Genomic DNA, 511 nt, shown 5'->3' on the forward strand with positions numbered 1-511 from the left:
TTCTACTCCGAATTAACCAAGGCACAAAACCAAATCAGGGCTTTGGCTCTTCGATATTATGAGCAAGCCCACTATTAACCAGTTCTGGCAAATGCACCGTTGATGTTGGGAACGCAAACTCTGCGCCCTCACCTTCGATGATCTTTATAATCTCAACCAACACTTTCTGTTTTACTGTGTGGTATTCGATCCAGTTTGTTGTCTTGGTAAAGGTATAAATAAAGAAGTCTAAAGAGGAGGCACCAAACGCATCAAAATTAACGATTAGTGTTTGCTCTGTATCAAGGTCAGGATGATTTTGTAGCATCGTTTTAACTTTAGAAACAACAGTTTCGAGCTGTTTGGCATCATCATACCGAATGCCCACCTTCTCATAGATTCGACGGTGACTCATTCTAGATGGATTCTGCACTGAAATATTCGCAAAAACTTGATTTGGAACGTAGAGAGGGCGTTTGTCAAAGGTGCGAATGGTCGTTAAGCGCCAGCCAACCTTTTCAACGGTTCCTTC

The 511-nt window shown here is 42.1% G+C and carries 1 protein-coding gene; it reads right to left on the minus strand.

Annotated elements, in window-relative coordinates; all coding sequences use genetic code 11:
• Window positions 1-34 precede the first annotated feature (34 nt).
• On the minus strand, window positions 35-511 hold a 477-nt coding region (locus A3750_RS05100; protein ID WP_156498426.1), incomplete at its 5' end, for a mechanosensitive ion channel family protein.

Source organism: Oleiphilus sp. HI0079 (assembly GCF_001635105.1).